Raw genomic sequence first — 19,293 nt, forward strand, 5'->3', positions numbered from 1 at the left:
TCCATGGCCGAGACCACCATCCGCGTCGCGACCGACGTCGGCGGCACCTTCACCGACCTCGTCTGCTTCGAGACCGATGCTGCGACCGGGGAAGCGCGCGTCATCACGGCCAAGTCCGACACGACGCCGCCCAACTTCGAGGAGGGCGTTCTCAACGTGCTGGCCAAGGGTGGTGTCGATCCGGCATCGATCGACTTTCTGGCGCATGGCACAACCGTCGTCATCAATGCCCTGACCGAGCGCAAGGGCGTGAAGGTAGGGCTGATCACGACCGAAGGCTTCCGCGACACGCTGGAGATCGCGCGCGGCAACCGTCCGGACTTCTTCAACCTGCACTACGAGAAGCCCAAACCCTTCGTGCCGCGTTACCTGCGGCGTGAGCTCCCCGAACGCACAAGCTACAAGGGCGAGGAACTGAAGCCGCTCGACCTCGCCGGACTGCCGGCCATCCTTGAGGACTTTAAGGCCGACGGTGTCCAGGCGGTCGCGATCTCCTTCCTGCATTCCTACGCAGACCCCACGCACGAGGAGCGGACGATGGCGGAGGTGCAAAAGCTCTGGCCCGAGGTCTCCGTCGTCTCATCGCACCAGATCACGCGCGAATGGCGCGAATACGAGCGAACCAACACCGCCGTGCTTTCCGCCTACGTCCAGCCGATCGCCGAGCGCTACCTGTCGCGGCTCGCCAACGGGCTGAGAGAGAAGGGGCTGAAAGGCAGCCCCTACATCATGCAGTCAAACTGCGGCGTGGACTCGCTCGAATCCGTATCGAAGATCCCGATCACGATGGTCGAATCCGGCCCGGCTTCCGGCTTCTGGGGCGCCGCCGAACTCGGCAAGCTTATCGGCGAGCCGAACGTACTGGCGCTCGATATTGGCGGCACGACCGCGAAGTGCTCGCTGATCGAGGACGGCGAAGTAAAGATCAAGACCGACTACTGGATCGAGCGCGACCGCACCTCGGCCGGTTATCCGATCATGGTGCCCGTCGTCGATCTCGTGGAGATCGGCAACGGGGGCGGTTCGATCGCGTGGGTCGACGATTTCGGCAAGCTGCATGTCGGGCCGCAGTCGGCAGGCGCTATGCCCGGTCCGGCCGCCTATGGACGCGGCGGCAGCGACGCCACCACGACGGATGCCAATCTCTGGCTCGGCCGCATCAACCGGGACTATTTCTGTGGCGGCGAGGTGGTTGCCGACATGGCCGCTGCCGAGACCGCGCTTGCTGGCGTGGCCGAGAAGCTCGGCGTGGACACCGACGAGGCGGCGCGCGGCATCATCCGCATCGCCAACAACAACATGGTCAACGCGCTCAAGCTCGTATCGCTCAACCGCGGCCACGATCCGCGCGACTTCACGCTGGTCGCCTTCGGTGGCGGCGGCGCCATGCACGGCGTTGCGCTCGGCCAGGAACTCGGGGTGAAGAAGGTGGTGGTGCCGGCTGGTGCATCCGTCTTCTCGGCCTGGGGCATGATGATGTCGGACCTGCGCCGCGACTACTTCGTCACCCGGCTGGCCGAACTGAAGCCGGGCTCGGCCGTCGGCATAGAAGCGATCTTCGCGGAGACGGAGGACCGTGCGCGCCAGCAGTTTACGCAGGAAGGCGTCGCGGCCGACAAGGTGAAGATGCTGCGTTACGGCAAGTTCCGCTACCAGAACCAGGAGCACACGACGGAGGTCCTGATCGCGGACGGCGCGGTGACCGACGAGAGACTGGCGGAGATCGAGGCCTCCTTCCACGAGACCTACGAACGCGAGTACACCTACCGGCTGGACGCGCCGGTTGAGATGGTCGGCATCCATCTCGTCGCTTCCGCCGAGGTCGGGAAGCTCGCCATGGCGAAGCGCGAACCCACCGGCACGCCGGCCGAGAGCGCGCTGAAAGGTCATCGCGACGTCGACTACGCGCTCGAAGGCGTGAAGAAGGCCGCGATCTACGATGGAACGAAGCTGGAATCGGGCATGCGGTTCACGGGCCCCGCCATCGTCGAGGATCCCGGCACCACCGTCGTGATCCACCCCGGCAACCAGGTGGAGATCGACGGCTACGGCAACATCCACATCACTCTGGCCGGCTGAGGAGGCGGATCATGAACGACAGGTCCAACGATCCCATCACGCTCGAGATCATCCAGAACTCGCTCCAGGCGACCGCCGACGAGATGTTCGCCGTCATGAAGAAGACGGCGATGAGTTCGATCATCTACGAGGTGCTCGACATGGGCACGGGTATCACCGACGCGAAGGGCGCGCTCGCCTCGTCCGGGGCCGGCATACCTGCCTTCATCGGTGTTCTCGACAAGGCGGTTAAGGTGATCACCGCCAAGTTCGACAAACCGGGCGACATCCAGCCGGGCGACGTCTTCGCCACCAACGATCCCTACTACGGCGGCGTGACCCATCTGAACGACATCGTCGTGGCTATGCCGGTCTTCGCCGGCGACACCATCATTGCCTGGACGGCCAACATCGCTCACAATTCCGACGTCGGCGGTATGGCGCCGGGTTCGCTGTCCGGCGATGCGACGGAGATCTTCCAGGAAGGCCTGCGGCTGCCTGCGATCAAGATCATTTCCAAAGGCGAGCCGATCCGTTCCGTGATGGAGATCATCAAGGTCAATTCGCGCATGCCCGACGTGCTCGAAGGCGACGTCTGGGCGGCGATCGCCTCGGTGCGCATCGGTGCCAGGCGCCTGGTCGAAATCGCCGACAAGTACGGCGTCGCCACCTTTCAGAAAGCCATGGAGTCTTTCATGGATTTCGGAGAGCAGGTTTCCCGCGCCGAACTCGCGAAGCTGCCGAAGGGCACGTTCGAGCTTTCCGAGGAACAGGACGACGGGCGCATCTTCAACGTGAAGATCACCATTTCCGACGATGCGTTCGAGGTGGACCTGCTTGATAATCCCGACCAGTCGAACAACCCCGTCAACACCAGTCGCGACGGCGTGATGGTCGCCGCCCAGATGATCTTCAAGTCGCTGACCGATCCCTATTCTCCGGCAAACGAGGGTTCGTTCCGGCCGATCCGGCTGCTGACGCTAGAAGGCTCGGTGTTTCACGCCCGCGAACCGGCGCCGATCGGCTTCTATTACGAGATCGAGCTCAGGGTGTACGACATCATGTGGCGGTGCCTTGCCGCGCATATGCCCGAGCGACTGGCATCGGGCCATTTCGCCAGTGTCTGCGGCACCTTCATCGGCGGCATCCATCCCGATACCGGCAGGCAGTACACGATCATCGAGCCGCAGCTCGGCGGCTGGGGCGCAAGCCGCGGGCGCGACGGAAACTCGGCGATCTTCTGCGGCTTCCACGGCGAGACGTACAACTGTCCGGCCGAGATCAACGAGGCGCGTAACGGGCTCTATGTCGACCGTATGGAGCTCAACGTGGCGCCCGGCGGCGAGGGCAAGTACCGCGGTGGCCGCGGTATCGTCATGGATTACCGCGTCCGTGCCGACAACGGCTTCCTCACCGCCGGATACACGCGTTCGAAGTTCCCCCCCTGGGCGCTGGACGGCGGCATGGAAGGCTCGCCGAATTACGTGGAGGTAATCCGCAAGGACGGTGAGCGGGAGAAGTTCTCTTTCGTCTCGGGCCTGACGACCCACACCGACGACGTCATCCGTGTGGTGACCGGCAACGGCGGTGGCATCGGGAACCCGAAGGAGCGTGATCCGAAAGCCGTCGCCGACGACATCCGCAACGGCCTGATCACGCCGGAGCGCGCACGCGAGGTCTACGGCTACGATCGATGAGCATCGGAAGGCCTCGCGAAGGGGCCTATCAGGGCAGGATATGTCGAAAGGACTAATGGGATGAGCGAGAACCCGCTGAAAATTATGTATTTCAGCCCGGTCGCGAGCGACCATGCGCATGACGAGATCTTTGCCGACATGGCGCGCGACAACAAGCTGCCGGGGACGGAGGTTCACGTCACTTCCCTGCCGGCGTCCGAGGGAAACTTCTCGCACATCGAATTCCGCTCCTACGAGGCGATGGTGACGCGCGGCATCATCCGCGCGGCAAGACAGGCGGCGCGGGAAGGCTTCGACGGCTTCGTGATCGGCTGCTTCTATGATACCGCCCTGCACGACGCCCGCGAAGTGTCGGGCGAGATGATCGTGACGGCACCATGCCAGTCCTCCTGCGAGATCGCCTCGACGCTTGCCAACCGCTTCGGCGTCATTGTGGGGCGGCGCAAATGGGTGCACCAGATGAGTGCGACGGTGCGCGAGCACGGCCACGAGCATCGACTGTCCGGCTTCTACCACGTCGAACTCGGCGTCACGGAATTCCAGCAGGACCATGCCGAAACAGAACGGCGGCTGATCGAGGCCGGGCGTAAGGCGGTCGAGGAGGATTTCGCCGAAGCGCTCATCCTCGGCTGCACCATGGAGGTCGGGTTCAACCGCGAACTCGGGCGTCAACTCGGCGTGCCGGTCATCGATCCCTCCATCGCAGCGCTGAAACGGGCCGAATACGCCGCGATCTTGAAACGCCAGTGCGGTCTGGTCCCGAGCCGGAAATGGTCCTGCGAGGCGCCGCCCGAGCACGAGATGGCTTCGATCGGCGGCTTCGACCAGGGCGAGGCCTTCGGTTCGCGTGTGGTGGTCGCCGCAAGCGGAGAAAGCACCATTCGCAACGCCGCCTGAAAATCACCGTCGCCCGCTCGAGCCATAGTGGCGAATGCGCAGGACGGCGGGGAATTTCCGCCCGCGGACACGCACGATGCGAGGAAGCAAACGAGCCCCGCGCCGCGCCGTCCGCTGCACCAGACGAACGACACCAGATGAGAACGAGCACATCATGAGCCATCCCGCCACCGAACGCCTTTCGCGCCTGCGCCAAGCCATGGTCTCCGAGGGGGCCGACCTCGTCGCCCTCGCACCGGGCTCGCACATGGACTGGCTTCTCGGCTTCCATCCGCATCCCGACGAGCGCCCCTGCCTCTTGTTGGTCGGCCCGGAACGCGAGGCTTTCCTCATGCCGGTGCTCAACGCCGAAGGGACGCGCGAATCGACCGCCATCGCCTTCCACACCTGGAGCGACGATCAGGGGCCTGTCGCCGGGCTCGCCGCCGCGCTCGAGGATGTCGGCGCATTGGCCGCGAAGTCGGTGGTGCTTGACGAAACGATGCGCGCCGACTTCGCGCTCCTGCTCCTCGACGCGCTGCCGAACGCCGGCCACGCCTTCACCGAGCGCACGCTCGGGCGCCTGCGTATGCGCAAGGACGAGGGCGAATACCGCAAGATCAAGATGAATGCCGGGATCGCCGATCGCGCCATGCAGACGGCCTTCGGTTCGATCAGGGCCGGCATGACGGAGAAGGAACTGGCGCAGGTGATCCGCGACCGCTTCGCGGCCGAAGGCGCCTCGCCCGCTTTCTGGATCGTGGGGGGCGGGCCAAACGGCGCATTCCCCCACCACCAGACCGGAGAACGGCAATTGCAGGAAGGCGACGCCATCGTGATCGACATCGGCGGGCGCAAGGACGGCTTTCCGAGCGACATTACCCGCATGGCCGTCGTCGGCGAGCCGCCTGAGGGCTACGGTCAGGTGCATACCATTGTGGAGAAGGCCGTCCAGGCCGCGCTCGCGGCGGCGCGTCCGGGCGTCACGGCGAAGGAGGTCGATGCAGCGGCGCGAAAGGTGATCGCGGATGCCGGCTATGGCGAGTACTTCGTGCACCGGACCGGCCACGGCCTGGGGATCGACGGCCATGAGCCGCCCTACATCACCGCCACCTCCGAAACGGTGCTGGAGGAGGGAATGGTCTTCTCCATCGAGCCCGGCATCTACATCCCCGGCCGCTTCGGAATCCGGCTCGAAGAGATCGTCATCCTGCGCGCCGACGGCCCCGAGATTTTCTCAGATCTGCCGCGCGACCTGTTCGTCGCCGGGACCTAACCGCGCATTCGGGAAAATCGGCAACTCGCCCGACGTCAGAAGGATGAAGCAGTGCAGCATCGACATCCAGGGGCGGACCCCATCGACCCGATCACCGTCTCCGTCATCCAGTCGAGCCTGATCGCGGCGGCCGACGAGATGTTCGCCGTGCTCAACAAGACGGCGATGAGCCCGATCATCTACGAAGTGCTCGACGTTGGCACGGGCATCACCGATGCGCAGGGCGAACTGGTTTCGTCGGGAGCGGGCATACCGACTTTCGTCGGCGTGCTCGACAAGGCGGTGAAGCGGATCATCGAACTGCACGGGCCGGAGAACATTCGCGACGGGGACTGCTTCGTAACCAACGATCCCTATTACGGCGGGGTGACGCATCTCAACGACGTCGTCATCGCGCTGCCGGTGTTCGCACAGGGCGAACTCGTGGCATGGACGGCTTCGATCGCGCACTGGAACGATATTGGCGGCAAAACGCCGGGCTCGATGGCGGTCGACGTCACCGAGATCTTCCAGGAAGGTCTGCGGCTGCCGGCGGTGCGATTGTTCGAGAAAGGAGAGCTGCTGCGCTCCGTGTTCGACATCATCACCGCCAACTCGCGTCTGCCGGACTTTGTCCAGGGCGATCTGTGGGCGCAGGTTGCCGCCAGCCGCAAGGCCGAGACGCGGATCCGGCAACTCGTCGAGAGCTACGGGGCGGATGCCTATCGCGCCGCTCTGGCCGACCTGTTCGAAGAGGGCGAGCGCCGCGGGCTTGCTGGACTGGCCGAACTGCCCGAAGGCACCTACGAAATCGACGAAACGCAGGACGACGGCGCGGTCTGGCACGCCGCGATCACCGTTTCGAAGGAACGCTTCATAGTCGATCTCACCGGCAACCCAAGGCAGCGCGAAGCGCCCTACAACACCAGCCGGGACGGCGCGGTCATCTCCGCGCAGATGATCTTCAAGGCACTCACCGACCCGACACTTTTTGCCAATTCCGGCTCCTTCCGAGCACTGGAGGTCAGGACAGAACCGGGCACCATTTTCCATGCGACCGGCAACGCGCCGCACGGCTACTACTTCGAGACGCGCATCAGGCTCTACGACATGCTCTGGCGCTGCATGGCCAAGGCATTGCCCGAGCGACTGCCTGCCGGCCATTTCGGCTCGATCTGCGGGACCGTCATTGCAGGGATCCATCCCGACACCGGGCGACGCTTCACCATGGTCGAACCGCAGATGGGCGGCTGGGGCGCGACCGCCGGCCGAGACGGCCTGGACGCCATGTACTCCGCAAGTCACGGCGAGACCTTCAACTGTCCGGTCGAAATCTGCGAAACGCGCTACGGCATCGACGTGGGGTTTAAGCGCCTCCGCGAGAGCGGCGAAGGCGCCGGGCTGCATTCGGGCGGAAAGGGGTTGCAGACGCGCTACCGCCTGCGCGCTCCGGCGACGCTCTCCGCCGGCTACAGCCGCGCGAAGCAGCCGGTCTGGGGTTCGAACGGCGGCGGCGACGGCGGAGTGAACGGCCTCACCGTCACGCGCCCCGAGGGCAGCACCGATCGTCTCACCTTCGCCAGCGGAGTGCAGCTGAAACCGGGAGACGAAATCCTCATCGAAACGGCCAACGGCGGTGGCTGGGGAGCAGACCCTCGCTCGCGCCCGTAGAGGAACCGTGGTAGTCGACGATTTTCGTCTACCTGTCTGCCCAGGGCGAGTTCACTCTCCCGAACTTCCGAACTCCCGCCGCAGGCTTTCCGTGTGCGCACCGAGCGCCGGAACGGGACCGCCCTTGATCTCGCGCCGCACGGGGGAGGCGACGCCATCGAAGGATCCGCCGGGCGTTTCCAGCGTGGTCCGCCGCAGCGCCGCATGGCCCGAAAGGTCCTCCACGGTCGAAACGTTCGACCATGCGAGTTTGTTGGCTTCGAGCTTCGCGATCGCCTCGGCGCGCGTCATGGCGCCGAATATGCCGGCCATGATCTCGCCAAGCGCCTTGCGGTTTTCGACGCGGCTCGGGTTGTCGCGGTAGAGCGGGTCGTCGATCAGGTCCGGCCGTTCCAGCACCCCCGTGCACAGCCGGCGCCACTCGCCGGGGTTCTGCACCACGATGACGATCTCGCCGTCGGCGCATGTCACCGCGCAATAGGGATAGATCGCGGCATGCTCCAGCCCGCTCCGGGGCGTCGCCTTGCCGCCGTAGTCGTGGTGGAGCAGCGGCACGCTCATCATATCGGCCATGGTGTCGAACATGGCGATCTCGATTGCCTTGCCCTTGCCGGTGATCGACCGCTCGACTAGCGCTTCCAGGATAGCCGCATGCGCGTTCATGCCGGTCATGACGTCGGCGATGGAGACCCCGACCTTCACCGGTGTGCCGGGCGTGCCGGTGACCGAGCACACGCCGCTCTCGGCCTGGATCAGCATGTCGTAGGCGCGCATGTTCCGGGCGGAGCTGTCCTGCCGGTAGCCGACGATGTCGACTGCGATCAGGCGCGGATGGCGCGAGACGACGTCCGCCGCGCCGAGCCCGAGCCGCTGCGCCGCACCCGGCGCGAGATTCTGGATGAAGACGTCGGCTCTGGCCACCATCTTCTCGACCAAGGCGCGGTCGGCCTCGTCCTTGATGTCGAGGACCGCGCTCTCCTTGCCGCGGTTCAGCCAGGCGAAATAGGCGCTGGTGCCGTGCACGGCCTTGTCGTAGTGCCGGGCCGTCTCGCCCTCGGCCTTCTCGATCTTGATGACGCGCGCTCCGGCGTCGGCGAGCCGCAGCGTGCAGGTAGGCGCCGCGACCGCCTGTTCGATGGCGACGACCAGGAGTCCATCCAGAGGCAGCATCGCGCCGGCCTCAGTAGGAGCGCGGCATTCCGAGCACGTGCTCGGAAAGGTAGCTCAGGATCAGGTTGGTGGAGATCGGCGCCACCTGGTAGAGACGCGTCTCGCGGAACTTGCGTTCGATGTCGTATTCCTCCGCGAAACCGAACCCGCCATGGGTCTGCACGCAGGCCTCCGCCGCCGCCCAGGAGGCTTCGGCCGCTAGCATCTTGGCCATGTTGGCCTGCTCTCCGCAATCCTGCCCGCTCTCGAACAGCTGTGCTGCCTGCTGCACCATCAGTTCCGCCGCGCGCATCTGCGCATAGGCGCGCGCGATGGGAAACTGCACACCCTGGTTCTGCCCGATCGGACGGCCGAACACCGAACGTTCGCTCGCATAAGCCGAGGCCTTCTCGATGAACCACTTGGCGTCGCCGATGCATTCGGCCGCGATGAGGATGCGCTCGGCGTTCATGCCGGAGAGAATGTAGCGGAACCCCTTGCCTTCCTCGCCGATCAGGTTCTCGGCCTGCACGCGCACGTTGTCGAAAAAGACCTCGGTGGTGGAGTGGTTCATCATCGTGCGGATCGGCTTGATCGTCATGCCCGATTTCAACGCCTCGCGCATGTCGACGATGAACACCGACATGCCGTCGGTGCGCTTGGCTGCGTCTTCCTTGGCGGTGGTGCGGGCGAGAAGCAGCATCAGGTCGGAATGCTCGGCGCGCGAAGTCCAGACCTTCTGGCCGTTGACCACATAGGTGTCGCCCTCGCGCCTGGCGAAGGTCTTGATCGAGGTGGTGTCGGTCCCGCTGGTCGGCTCGGTCACCCCGAAGGCCTGGAGGCGTAGTTCGCCGGATGCGATGCGCGGCAGGTATTCCTGCTTCTGCGCTTCGCTGCCGTGCCGCAGCAGCGCGCCCATGATGTACATCTGCGCATGGCAGGCCGCGCCGTTCGCCCCGGCGCGCTGGACTTCCTCAAGGATCGCCGCGGCGGCCGAAAGCGGCAGGCCGGAGCCGCCATACTCCTCGGGGATGAGCACGGAGAGATATCCGGCCTCCGACAGCGCGCTCACGAAGTCGCTCGGGTAGGCGTTTTCGCGGTCGAGCTTGCGCCAGTAGTCGGGCGCGAAACTGTCGCACAGCTTGCGTACGCTCTGCCTGATCTGGGCGATCTCGTCGCCCTGCGGAAGATCCTTGATCGTCATGCCTGCCCGTTCGTCCCCGTCATCTTTCCGCGGCCATGCCGGCGCGTGCTTCTTCGCCAGCCGGCATCAACGTGCCGACCGCCTCGTCTTCCCCGATGGCCCAGAGCCGCGGTAGTAGCGCGTCCAGTTCGGCCGGTGCCGCCGCGCCCGCAAATGCCGCCAGCCCGCGCACCTTGGTCTCGATCTCCTCGCGGCTGAGCGTGTTGCCGGGGTCACCCTTAGGTTCGTCCACCCGGGCCTCGACATGCCGTCCGTCCACCGTCTTCACCGACACCTTTCCGATCCACCGGGCCGGATAGGCCGTGTCCACTTCTGCGTCCAATTCCATGGTCACGCAGTCGCGGAAGGCCGCCACGTCCTGGCGAGCATAGGCCTGGTCGAACTCGTTCATGCCGGCGCGCCCGAAGGCGGCGATAAGGCCGAGCGTCGTTCCCATGGAGAACTTCGCCTGGTGGACGCTCGAAGGCCGCACGACAGGTCCGAGCACGTCGATGGCGCCCTGGTGCACGCGCGCGGTGACGTTGGCGATGTCGGACATCGCCAACCCGTTCTCCTGTATCGCCTTCAAGAGCGCATCCGCCGCCGGATGGGTATGCCGGCAGGAGGCGTGGAACTTGAATGATGTCTCGGCCAATGCCCAGCGGCTGCCGAGCCCGTCGGTCAGGCGGGCCGGATCGGCATCGCTCGACATGCCGGCCGCCATGCCTTGGAGACCCTCCAGGATCTGCTTCGCGCCGGTGAACCCGTCCTTCGCCAGGCATGCGGCGGTCAGCCCGTTGGCGGCGGCCTTTCCGGTGTGGAGCGGCTTGGAATCCGCGCCGTCGCGCAGGAATTCCCACAGGCCCGCGGCCTGCGTTCCCGCCGAGCCGAAGGCATCGAGCATGGCCTCGGGGGAGAGGCCCAGCAGCCGCCCCGCAGCCGCGGCAGCGGCGACGGTACCGGCGGTGCCGGTGGTATGGAAGATCTTGTAGTGCGAACGGCCGAGGAACTCGCCGACCCGGATTCCCACTTCGTAGCCGGCGACGGCCGCCGTGATGAATTCACGCCCCGATGCGCGGTTCGCCTGCGCCAGCGCCAGCGCGGCGGGGAACACCACGGCCGCAGGATGAAATACCGAGCCGTTGTGGACGTCGTCCTGCTCCGCCACGTGCGAGGAAGCCCCGTTCACGAGCGCGGCGAAGATCGGAGAGGAGGTCGAGCGATCGATCAGGATCTCGCAAGGCCCGCTGCCGGGTCCCATGGACCGGCCGAAACCCGCCATGATCTCGACAGGGCGCACACCTTTGCCGGCGAGCGCCGAGCCGACCCAGTCGACGAACAGATCGACAGCGCGGTCCACGACATCGGCGGGGATGTCTTCATAGCGCAGCGTCGCGGCGAACGTGGCGAGTTCCGCGCCGGGATGTCCGTTCTTCTCGTCGCTCATGATTTTTCCTCCGCTGGATGAATGACGGCATTCGCTCCCGCCGCGAGCCGCCCCGGACGACAGGTATCCAGCACGCGGTGTCGCCGATCGCAATTCGTCATTTCGGAAAGATGTTTTCGATGGAGATGAACGGGACGGCAACAGAAGCCGTGGCCTGCCCATGCGAAGGCGATGGGTTCGCATCGCGGCACTTGGCCGGAGACACCGAGCTGCCGTCTATCCGACCGTGGATGCGGCTGCCTGTGCCTGGATTGCAAGGCGGGTGACCGTCAGCGCGTGGCCTTCGGGCATCGCCGTCGCCGTCCGCTCGCGGACGTCGTCGAGGAATCTACGGAAGTAGGTCAGCGGTTCTCCGCTTGCATCGATGTGGCCCGTTCCCTTGCCGTTCGACAGGAAGAGATGGTCGGCGCCTTTGCGGCCGGCGATGTCGATGTATTTCCGAAGCTCGATGTAGCCTTCGGTGCCGAGCAGGAAGAGACGGCCGTCGCCCCAGGCGTCCAGCCCGTCGGGCGTGAACCAGTCCACCCGAATGAATCCGGAAGCGTCCTTCGAACGCAGCAGTATCTCCCCGTAGTCCTCGAAGTCCGGAACGTCCGGCAGATTGTGGTTGGCGACCGCGCTGGAGACGATCGTCGCATCTTCGGCGCCGGTGAAGAACAGGAACTGGTCGATCTGGTGCGAGGCGATGTCGACGAGGATGCCGCCATGGGCGGCGTGCTCGAAGAACCAGCCGGGCCGGATCGGGCGGTTGAGCCGGTGCGGACCAAGCCCGACCGTCTGTACGACGCGGCCGATCTCGCCGGCCTCGACCAGCCGGGTCGCCGCTTCGCAGGCCCGCACGATGAAGCGCTCGGAAAAGCATATCGAGAAGATGCGCCCGGTCTCCGCCGCGACCTTGCCGATCGCCTCGACCTGATCGAGGGTCGTGGCGCCCGGCTTGTCGACCATGACGTCCTTGCCTGCCCGCATCGCCCGGGTGGCAATACCCGGCCGGTCGCGCGGGATCGCGGCGCTGAGCACGATATTCACTGACGGATCGTCGAACAGCCGCTCGCGCTCGACGGGCGCGAGGTCGGGAAAACGCTCGCGAAAGCCTTCCAGCACGCGCGGATCGCTGGTCTCGGGGCAGAAGCCGGCGCAGACAGCGCCCTCGGCGAGGAGTTCGCCGACCATGTGGTAGATGTGGCGATGGTCGAGGCCGATCGCGGCGAAACGGAGCGGTTCGGTCATCGTTCCACCCTGACTGGTCCACTGCTCGAGCCGGCCTTGATCAGTGCGTCTATCAGCCGGTGGACCTTGAGCGCTTCCTCGCCGGTAACCTTAGGCTCGCGGCCTGTGCGGATAGCCTCGACGAAATCCGCCATGACCGAGCGATGGTAGTCGTGCGGGAAGGCCATCGGGTCGGCGCCGGTGCCGCCGGCACTCTCGTCCGGCGCGATCTCGACGCGCCTGCCGTCCTGGAACTGCACGACCAGCGACGTGCCCGCCAGCGCTGCCGTGCCCTTCTCGCAGGCGATCTCGATGCGTTCAGGAAAGCCCGGATAGGCCGCCGTCGTGGCGTCGATTGTGCCGAGGGCGCCGTTCTCGAACTTCGCCGCCGCGCAGACCATGTCCTCGGTCTCCATGCGATGCACGGGCGTCGTCGTTGCATAGCCGACCACTTCGTCGATCGGACCGGCGAGGCTCAGCATCAGGTCCAGCGTGTGGATCCCCTGCGAGATCAGCACCCCGCCTCCGTCGCGGGCGAAAGAGCCGCGGCCCGGCTCGTCGTAGTAGCCCTGTGGCCGCCACAGGCGGATCACGGTGGAACAGCCGACGATGCGGCCGAGATCGCCCGCGGCGAGGATTTCCGCGAGCTTGCGTCCGGCCGGGCGGAAGCGGTGCTGCAGGACGACGCCGAGCGTCACGCCGGCGGCGCGGCAGCCGTCGACGAGTTCGACTGCGCGCGCGGTGGTGATGTCGAGCGGCTTTTCCATCAGCACGTGCTTGCCCGCTGCGGCGCATTGCAGCGCGATGTCACGATGGGTGTTGGCCGGCGTGAAGACGGCGACCGCATCGACCGTGTCGTCCGCGAGAATGGTGTCGAGGCTGTCGCATAGCGGGAAGGAAAACCGCTCGCCGAAGGCTTCCCGACGCTCGGCGCTCGGGCTGAAGGCGTGTGCGACCTCGACCTCGTCTGCAAGGTCCACGAGACCCTTGGCGTGCGGCGTCACGGCCATGCCTAGGCCAACGATGGCGATGCGTGTCTTCATTCCCGCTCCAGGCTTCGTTTCGTCAGGGGCCGAACCAGTGGAGCGGCCCGAGGGTGAGGAAGGGTACATACGTGATGAGCAGGAGCACCACCAGCAGCGCGCCCAGGAAGGGCAGCACCGCGCGGAAGACCGCGCCGATGTCGGCCTGCCCGACGCGCGAGGTGATGAAGACCAGCATGCCGAGCGGCGGGGTGAGGGCGCCGATGACGAGGTTGAGCACCAGCACGATGCCGAACTGGATCGGATCGAAGCCCGCCGCCACCACCATCGGCACCAGGATCGGCACGAGGATGACCAGCGCCGCGATCATCTCCATGAAAAGCCCGATGACCAGCAGGAAGAGATTGATCAGCAGGAGAAGCACGTAGGGGCTCGACGTCAGTTCGCCGAGCGCTGCGGCGATCTTCTGCGGCGCCTGCTCGAAGGTCAGGATCCAGGCAAACGGCGCCGCCGCCGCGATGATGATCGCCACGGCCACGGTGTCGGAGGTCGCCTCGCGCAACGCCGCGACGAAGTTCGTCGCCGTCAGCCGCCGGTAGATCAGCGCGCCGGTGAAGATCGCGAACAGGAAGGCCATCGCGCCAGCTTCAGTCGCCGTGAAGACACCGAAGCGGACGCCCCCGACGATGACGAGCGGCAGGACCAGCGCGGGAATCGCGGCCCAGAGTGCACCGAGCCGCTGGCGCCCCGTCGATCGCGGAATGTCGGCGCCATAACCCCTGCGCCGCGACACGATGTAGACCACAAGCGCCAGCGCCGATGCGGCCATCAGGCCCGGCACGATGGTGGCGACGAAGAGCGCGCCAACCGAGACGGAGGCGAGGGCGGCATAAATGATCAGCCCCAGGCTCGGCGGGATCAGGTTGGCGAGCGTGGAGGCGGCACTCGTCAAGGCGCAGGAGAAGGCGCGCGCATAGCCGCGTTTCTCCATCTCCGGCACGAGCAGTTTGGCGATTGCCGACGCATCGGCCGAGGAGGAGCCGGAAACGCCCGCCAGCAGCGTATTGGTGACGACGTTGGCCTGTCCGAGACCGCCGCGCAAATGTCCCACCAGATGCGTGGCGAGGTCGACGAGCTTGGTCGTGATGCCGCCGGCATTCATGATCGCTGCCGCCATGATGAAGAAGGGGATGGCGAGCAGCGTGAAGGAGTTGAGCGCGGAGGCGAGGTTCTGCGAGACGATCAGAAGCATCGTATCGCCGAGCGGGGAAAAGGCCGCGAAGGCGCCGAAGCAGAGCGCGAAGGCGACGGGCACCTCCAGCAGGATCAGCATGAGGCCGACGACCATCAGCACCCCGGCGCTGCCGCTCTCGCCGTAGACGTATGGCGCCCCATAGCGCACCGCGACGTAGAGCACGCCGCCCGCGAGCAGCGTGGCGATGCCCTGCGCGAGCGGGATGTCCGGCCGGCGCAGGAGATAGACGAGATTGAGGACCCCGCCGACGGGAACGGCAAGGAAGAGATAGCGGATCGGCCATTGCATGGCCGGCGACACAGCCATCGTTCGGGTCATGTAGTCGTAGCCATGGATCACCAGCATCACCGATGCCGCGGCGACCACGCTGGCGGTGAAGAAGGTGTGCCACGCCCGGACCCGCGGCGGCATGAACCGCGACAACAGGTCGATCGCGATGTGGCCGTTGCGGCCGATCAGCACCGCGGTGCCGAGGAAGACCCCCCAGGAGAAGGCCCATAGCGAAACCTCCTCCGGCCAGGCCAGCGCCGCCTGCAGGACGTAGCGGCAGAAGACCTGTAGGCTGGCGATGCAGGCGGCCGCGAGCATCAGAAGCACGGTCGCGGCTTCCAGCCCCGCGTCGAAGAGGCCGAAGAAGCGCTGCGCCGCGCCCGAAGGCGCGGCGGTCCGTTCATGCAGGGACACCAGGGTTCTCGCTGTTTGCCGTACCCGTCAGCCGAGAGCGCGGATCTTGTCGATCATCTGCTGGGTTTCGGGGCTCTTGGAGCCGAAATCCGCGAAAAGCGGCTCGGTGAGTTCGGCCCATTTCGCGCGTTGTTCGTCCGACAGCCTGTGCACTTCCACGCCCAGCGACTTCAGTTCCTCCAGCGCCTTCTCCGTGTTGGCGCGATTGACCTTGCGCTGTTCGGCAAAATGCTCCTTGGCGGACGTGCGGACCAGTTCCTGCAGGTCGGCCGGCATGGAATCCAGCCATGCCGCGTTGACGCGGACGGCCTTCGGGAGGAACCAGTGGTAGGTCAGGGTCAGGTTCTTGGCCTGCTCGTACCACTTGAAGCCGATGATCGAATAGAGGTCGGAATCGAGTGCATCGATGATGCCCGTCGAAAGCGCCGAATACTGCTCGGTGTAGGGCAGGGGCGTCGGATTGGCGCCGAGCAGCTTCCAGAAATCGACCCAGATTCGCAGTTCCGGCACGCGGATCTTCATTCCCTTAAGCGAGTCGAGGTCCGTGACCGGCGTCTTGGACAGGACGTGGCGGAAGCCCGTCTCGCCATAAGCGACAAACTCGACGCCGGTCTTCTCGCGCGCGATGCGTGAAGCTTCCTCACCGAGCGGCCCCTGCAGCACCGCGTCGACATGGGCTTCGTCCTTGTAGATGAAGCCGGGCGCGCCGCCAAAAGCTGCGATCTCCGGCGCGATCGCCTCCTCCGAGTCGGGACCCGCCGTCGTGACCTGGATTGTTCCGATGCGGCTTCCCTCGAGAAGGTCTCCGAGCTTGCCGAGCTGGCCGGCCGGGAAGTGCTGGGCCTCGATGCGCCCGTCGCTCTTTTCGTTGAGCGTCTTGGTCCATGCCTCGAAAGCATTTGTCAGCGGCGAACCGACCGCCTCGGTGTGGGCGATCTTGGCGACGTATTTCTCCTGGGCGCGCGCGCTGGCAAAGACTGCCGGCATTGCCAATGCGGCGGCGCCGGCCTTCACGAGCGTGCGGCGGTTGATGTGAAAATCCAATCCCTTGTTCCGGTTCATGCCTGTTCCTCCCACCGTAAGGCCATCCCGTTGCGGTATGGCACCATACCGGTATGATACAAGCTCGCACTTCGAAGACAAGGCTCGGATTGGTATGAATGTGAGGCTGCGGCAGACGGATCCCATCGCGCCTCAACTCGTGGCTGCTTTGAGGCAGAGCATCGCCGACATGCGGTTGCGTCCCGGCGAAGCCCTGTCGGAGAAGGACATCGCGCTGCGCTACGGGGTCAGTCGGCAGCCGGTGCGGGAAGCCTTCATCAAGCTCTCGGAAGCCGGGCTGGTGGAGATCCGCCCGAGCCGTGGCACCTTCGTGATGAAGATTTCCGTTCGCGCGGTCGCCAACGCCCGCTTCGTGCGCGAGGCGATAGAAGCCGACATCACCCGCGATGCGGGCCGGCTCGCGAAGCCGCACCACGTCGAGACCTTGCGGCGCTGCCTCGGCGAACAGGAGGCGGCCGCAGCCGCGGACGACTACTGGCGCTTCAACCAGTGTGACGAGGCCTTCCACCGCGCGATCGCCGAAATCGTGGAGTGCGACTACGCGTGGCGCGTCGTGGAGAGCGCGCGCATCCAGACGGACCGCGTGCGCTATCTCAGCCTCCCCGCGGCCTCGCCGATGCCGCTGCTGATCAGCCAGCACAGCGAGATCGTCGAACGGCTGGAGGCGCGCGACGCCGAAGGCGCCGAGGCCGCGATGCGGCGCCACCTGCGCGAAATCCTGCTCGCCCTGCCGCGCATCGCGGAGGCCAATCCCGAGCTGTTTTCCGACACCGAACTGCCCGAACACAGCCGCGGCCTGGTTTCGCGGGACGAAGGTTGATGGCGGACAGGGAGGGCGTGGTGACTTCATACTCGCTCGATGCCGAGACGATCGACCTGCCGAAGGGCGCGTGGGCACGCACCCATCGGCGACGCCTCTTCGCGGGCGGAAAGCCGGTGCTGGCGCTGACGCAGGGCCAGCATCGCGCCTACGTCTTTCCGCTCTATACCCCGGCGGGCTTCGCCGTCACCTCCGAGCGCCCGGCCGATCACCCGCACCACGCCTCGATGTGGATCGGTGCCGACCATGTTCACGCGCAGATGCCCGCTGCCGGCGGCACGGTGGAGGAATACACCTATAATTTCTACGTCGACGAGGTCTTCCAGGGGCGGGCTCCGGGCCAGATCCGGGAGACGGAGGTCTCCGGCACGCGCCTGGAGGACGGCCGCTTCGAGATCGTCCAGGAACTGGAGTGGCGCGGGCCGGTGGAGTGGGGTGCAGACGCGGGCCGGCTGGTGGCACGCGAGCGGCGCTCCTATGCGGTTGAACCGGGCACGGTACGGCACCGGATCGACGTCACCTCCACGCTCCTTGCCGGCGAGGCCCCGCTGAGGCTCGGTCCGACGCGACACGCCTACTTCAACGTCCGCGTCGCCGACGGCATGATCGCGGCCAACGGCGGTCTCGTGCGCGACGACCGGGGGCGACAGGGAGGTGAGGCATTGTGCGGAGAGGGCGCGCGATGGGTCGATTTCACCGGGCCCGTCGGCGGCGGCCACAATGCAGGCGTCACCGTGATCCCGCATCCGCTGGCCGGGCGTCGACCGTTCTGGTTCGTCGCCGACTGGGGCGTGGTGACGGTCGGCCCCTTCCGCGCCGTACCGCTGGAACTGGATGCGCAGCATGCATTTTCCTCGCGCTATACGGTACTCGTGCATGACGGCGAGCCGGACCTGGACGAGATCGAGAGCATTCTGGAGGAGACGGACTGACATGCACATCGCGCGCATCGAAAAAGACGGACGGCGCGGCTACGGCGTGCTCGAGCAGGACGTGGTCCATCAACTCGACGGCGATCCGTTCGCGGCGATCGTGCGCACCGGCCGGAGCGACCCGCTGTCCGACGTGCGCCTGCTCGCGCCCGTCGCGGCCCCGCGCGTCTTCGGCGTCGGCTTGAACTACGTCGCCCACATCGCCGAATCGGGAGCGAAGACGCCGACCACACCCTTGCTGTTCATGAAGCCGTCGACATCCGTCATCGGCCCCGGGGAGCCGATCGTCTATCCCACGGAAGCGAAGCTCGTGCATTTCGAGGCCGAACTCGCGGTGGTTATCGGACGCGGCGGACGCCGGATCGCAGAAGCCGACGCACTCGACCACGTGCTCGGCTATACGCTCGCCAACGATGTCAGCGAGCGGGTGATCCAGAAGACCGAGATGGACCAGGGTGCGCTGCTGGTCGGAAAGGGTTTCGACGGCTTCTGCCCGCTCGGCCCGGTCATCGCCACCGGCCTCGACCCTGCCGCCATCCGGCTCGGCGCACGCGTCAATGGCGAGCAGCGGCAGGAGAGTTCGACGGCCGACCTCCTGTTCTCGGTGCGCGATCTCGTGGCTTATCTCAGCAGCGCGATCACGCTTTTGCCCGGCGACGTTATCATCACCGGCACGCCCTCGGGCGTCGGCCCGATCGTGCCGGGCGATGTGGTGGAAATCTTCGCCGACGGAATCGGCGTCCTGACGAATCCGGTCGTCGCAGAGCCGACGAACTAGCCGCACATGGCAGCCTGGCGGTGGTGATCGCGCACGCGGCGGAACTCTTCGGCGGGGGGCGCGTGCTCTTCGCATCCGCCGCATTCGCGCGATCGAAGCGGTGTACATCCGCGAAGCCATTACCATTCTTCAGGGCCTGGAAGGCGAGGCGCCGAAGGGCGGGACTTTCTGGGCCGTGGTTGAGCTGTTCGGAGTCTCGACTAGCGAAAGCAGGGTTGGCGAGCGCTCCGTCCC

General features: G+C 66.0%; 15 protein-coding genes. 8 read left to right on the top strand and 7 right to left on the bottom strand.

Annotation, left to right across the window (positions count from 1 at the left end; translation table 11 throughout):
- Window positions 1–3 precede the first annotated feature (3 nt).
- The 5 genes from BSQ44_RS04420 to BSQ44_RS04440 all read left to right on the top strand — a co-directional run bounded on the left by BSQ44_RS04420 (window position 4) and on the right by BSQ44_RS04440 (window position 7,557).
- Window positions 4–2,079 (top strand): hydantoinase/oxoprolinase family protein, encoded by a 2,076-nt coding sequence (locus tag BSQ44_RS04420; RefSeq protein ID WP_072602123.1) that lies wholly within the window; start codon window positions 4–6, stop codon window positions 2,077–2,079.
- A gap of 11 nt (window positions 2,080–2,090) precedes the next feature.
- On the top strand, window positions 2,091–3,755 hold the full coding sequence (locus tag BSQ44_RS04425) for a hydantoinase B/oxoprolinase family protein (protein ID WP_072602124.1): 1,665 nt from the start codon (window positions 2,091–2,093) through the stop codon (window positions 3,753–3,755).
- 60 nt (window positions 3,756–3,815) lie between these two features.
- Complete coding sequence (locus tag BSQ44_RS04430) at window positions 3,816–4,652, top strand: aspartate/glutamate racemase family protein (RefSeq protein ID WP_072602125.1); 837 nt, start codon at window positions 3,816–3,818, stop codon at window positions 4,650–4,652.
- Between the two features lie 154 nt (window positions 4,653–4,806).
- Window positions 4,807–5,907, top strand: a complete 1,101-nt coding sequence (locus BSQ44_RS04435; RefSeq protein WP_072602126.1) for a M24 family metallopeptidase — start codon at window positions 4,807–4,809, stop codon at window positions 5,905–5,907.
- A gap of 51 nt (window positions 5,908–5,958) precedes the next feature.
- On the top strand, window positions 5,959–7,557 hold the full coding sequence (locus tag BSQ44_RS04440) for a hydantoinase B/oxoprolinase family protein (RefSeq protein ID WP_210187920.1): 1,599 nt from the start codon (window positions 5,959–5,961) through the stop codon (window positions 7,555–7,557).
- Window positions 7,558–7,608: 51 nt separating this feature from the next.
- Here the strand turns inward: BSQ44_RS04440 and BSQ44_RS04445 are convergent, their stop codons facing one another.
- The 7 genes from BSQ44_RS04445 to BSQ44_RS04475 all read right to left on the bottom strand — a co-directional run bounded on the left by BSQ44_RS04445 (window position 7,609) and on the right by BSQ44_RS04475 (window position 16,529).
- Entirely contained in the window at window positions 7,609–8,727 is a 1,119-nt protein-coding gene (locus tag BSQ44_RS04445; RefSeq protein WP_072602127.1) for a CaiB/BaiF CoA transferase family protein, read from the bottom strand.
- Between the two features lie 10 nt (window positions 8,728–8,737).
- Window positions 8,738–9,910 (bottom strand): acyl-CoA dehydrogenase family protein, encoded by a 1,173-nt coding sequence (locus tag BSQ44_RS04450; RefSeq protein WP_072602128.1) that lies wholly within the window; start codon window positions 9,908–9,910, stop codon window positions 8,738–8,740.
- 19 nt (window positions 9,911–9,929) lie between these two features.
- Entirely contained in the window at window positions 9,930–11,336 is a 1,407-nt protein-coding gene (locus tag BSQ44_RS04455; protein ID WP_072602129.1) for an MmgE/PrpD family protein, read from the bottom strand.
- A 216-nt stretch (window positions 11,337–11,552) separates the two neighbouring features.
- On the bottom strand, window positions 11,553–12,566 hold the full coding sequence (locus tag BSQ44_RS04460; protein WP_072602130.1) for a Gfo/Idh/MocA family protein: 1,014 nt from the start codon (window positions 12,564–12,566) through the stop codon (window positions 11,553–11,555).
- A complete protein-coding gene (locus tag BSQ44_RS04465; RefSeq protein ID WP_072602131.1) occupies window positions 12,563–13,588 on the bottom strand; it encodes a Gfo/Idh/MocA family protein in 1,026 nt (341 codons plus the stop codon). Before BSQ44_RS04465 ends, BSQ44_RS04460 begins: the two co-directional genes overlap by 4 nt.
- Before the next feature lie 22 nt (window positions 13,589–13,610).
- Complete coding sequence (locus BSQ44_RS04470; protein ID WP_235633345.1) at window positions 13,611–15,467, bottom strand: TRAP transporter large permease; 1,857 nt, start codon at window positions 15,465–15,467, stop codon at window positions 13,611–13,613.
- Window positions 15,468–15,494: 27 nt separating this feature from the next.
- The gene (locus BSQ44_RS04475; RefSeq protein ID WP_072602133.1) at window positions 15,495–16,529 is read right to left on the bottom strand and encodes a TRAP transporter substrate-binding protein; all 1,035 of its coding nucleotides are present in this window, start codon (window positions 16,527–16,529) and stop codon (window positions 15,495–15,497) included.
- A 94-nt stretch (window positions 16,530–16,623) separates the two neighbouring features.
- Between BSQ44_RS04475 and BSQ44_RS04480 the strand changes: the two genes are divergently transcribed.
- From BSQ44_RS04480 to BSQ44_RS04490, 3 genes are read left to right on the top strand one after another with little or no spacing between them, the layout of a single operon-like run.
- Window positions 16,624–17,349: a GntR family transcriptional regulator gene (locus BSQ44_RS04480; RefSeq protein WP_072602134.1), complete on the top strand. Its 726-nt coding sequence runs from the start codon at window positions 16,624–16,626 to the stop codon at window positions 17,347–17,349.
- Window positions 17,349–18,281, top strand: coding sequence for a DUF6807 family protein (locus BSQ44_RS04485; protein WP_072602135.1), 933 nt, complete (start codon window positions 17,349–17,351; stop codon window positions 18,279–18,281). The genes BSQ44_RS04480 and BSQ44_RS04485 overlap by 1 nt, the downstream gene beginning before the upstream one ends.
- 1 nt (window position 18,282) lies before the next feature.
- Window positions 18,283–19,059 (top strand): fumarylacetoacetate hydrolase family protein, encoded by a 777-nt coding sequence (locus BSQ44_RS04490; protein WP_072602136.1) that lies wholly within the window; start codon window positions 18,283–18,285, stop codon window positions 19,057–19,059.
- Window positions 19,060–19,293: the final 234 nt, after the last annotated feature.

The organism is Aquibium oceanicum (genome assembly GCF_001889605.1).
In the GTDB taxonomy this organism is placed as follows: domain Bacteria; phylum Pseudomonadota; class Alphaproteobacteria; order Rhizobiales; family Rhizobiaceae; genus Aquibium; species Aquibium oceanicum.

Bases quoted from the DNA above. Each gene is read 5' to 3' on its own strand.
- BSQ44_RS04420 (WP_072602123.1), top strand. From the start codon at position 4: ATGGCCGAGACCACCATCCGCGTCGCGACCGACGTCGGCGGCACCTTC.
- BSQ44_RS04425 (WP_072602124.1), top strand. From the start codon at position 2,091: ATGAACGACAGGTCCAACGATCCCATCACGCTCGAGATCATCCAGAAC.
- BSQ44_RS04430 (WP_072602125.1), top strand. From the start codon at position 3,816: ATGAGCGAGAACCCGCTGAAAATTATGTATTTCAGCCCGGTCGCGAGC.
- BSQ44_RS04435 (WP_072602126.1), top strand. From the start codon at position 4,807: ATGAGCCATCCCGCCACCGAACGCCTTTCGCGCCTGCGCCAAGCCATG.
- BSQ44_RS04445 (WP_072602127.1), bottom strand. From the start codon at position 8,727: ATGCTGCCTCTGGATGGACTCCTGGTCGTCGCCATCGAACAGGCGGTC.
- BSQ44_RS04450 (WP_072602128.1), bottom strand. From the start codon at position 9,910: ATGACGATCAAGGATCTTCCGCAGGGCGACGAGATCGCCCAGATCAGG.
- BSQ44_RS04455 (WP_072602129.1), bottom strand. From the start codon at position 11,336: ATGAGCGACGAGAAGAACGGACATCCCGGCGCGGAACTCGCCACGTTC.
- BSQ44_RS04460 (WP_072602130.1), bottom strand. From the start codon at position 12,566: ATGACCGAACCGCTCCGTTTCGCCGCGATCGGCCTCGACCATCGCCAC.
- BSQ44_RS04465 (WP_072602131.1), bottom strand. From the start codon at position 13,588: ATGAAGACACGCATCGCCATCGTTGGCCTAGGCATGGCCGTGACGCCG.
- BSQ44_RS04475 (WP_072602133.1), bottom strand. From the start codon at position 16,529: ATGAACCGGAACAAGGGATTGGATTTTCACATCAACCGCCGCACGCTC.
- BSQ44_RS04480 (WP_072602134.1), top strand. From the start codon at position 16,624: ATGAATGTGAGGCTGCGGCAGACGGATCCCATCGCGCCTCAACTCGTG.
- BSQ44_RS04485 (WP_072602135.1), top strand. From the start codon at position 17,349: ATGGCGGACAGGGAGGGCGTGGTGACTTCATACTCGCTCGATGCCGAG.
- BSQ44_RS04490 (WP_072602136.1), top strand. From the start codon at position 18,283: ATGCACATCGCGCGCATCGAAAAAGACGGACGGCGCGGCTACGGCGTG.